Origin of the sequence: Marisediminitalea lipolytica (assembly GCF_001758465.1) — a bacterium.
GTDB lineage: Bacteria > Pseudomonadota > Gammaproteobacteria > Enterobacterales > Alteromonadaceae > Alteromonas > Alteromonas lipolytica.
Map to the genome: position 1 here is coordinate 94045 of NZ_MJIC01000013.1, position 301 is coordinate 94345.

Annotated in this window: 2 tRNA genes (both running past the window's edge); both read right to left on the minus strand. The window is 49.2% G+C overall.

Annotated features, from left to right (window positions below):
• Window positions 1-44, minus strand: a tRNA-OTHER gene (locus tag BFC17_RS22710) (it extends 103 nt beyond the left edge of the window).
• Between the two features lie 204 nt (window positions 45-248).
• A tRNA-OTHER gene (locus BFC17_RS22715) sits at window positions 249-301 on the minus strand; it runs 94 nt beyond the window's last position.

Here is a 301-nt window from a genome sequence, read left to right on the forward strand (position 1 = left end):
CCGCCGTGAAAGGGCGGTGTCCTAGGCCTCTAGACGAAGGGGACTGAAAATCTTCTTTCGAAAGCTACGCTTTCGAGATTTTCAGTAAGGCTCATTTTGCTCTGCGAAATGAGCGACCTTAGCCTTACTGATTTTCGAGTCCTGAAGTAGTTGGAGTGTAACTCACGGAACAACTTGATAAGGTGTTTCTAAATTACATCCAAGGCTACTTCGGCCTATTCCCAGTTACGGACTGAGAACCGTTAAAATGGCGTCCCCTAGGGGATTCGAACCCCTGTTACCGCCGTGAAAGGGCGGTGTC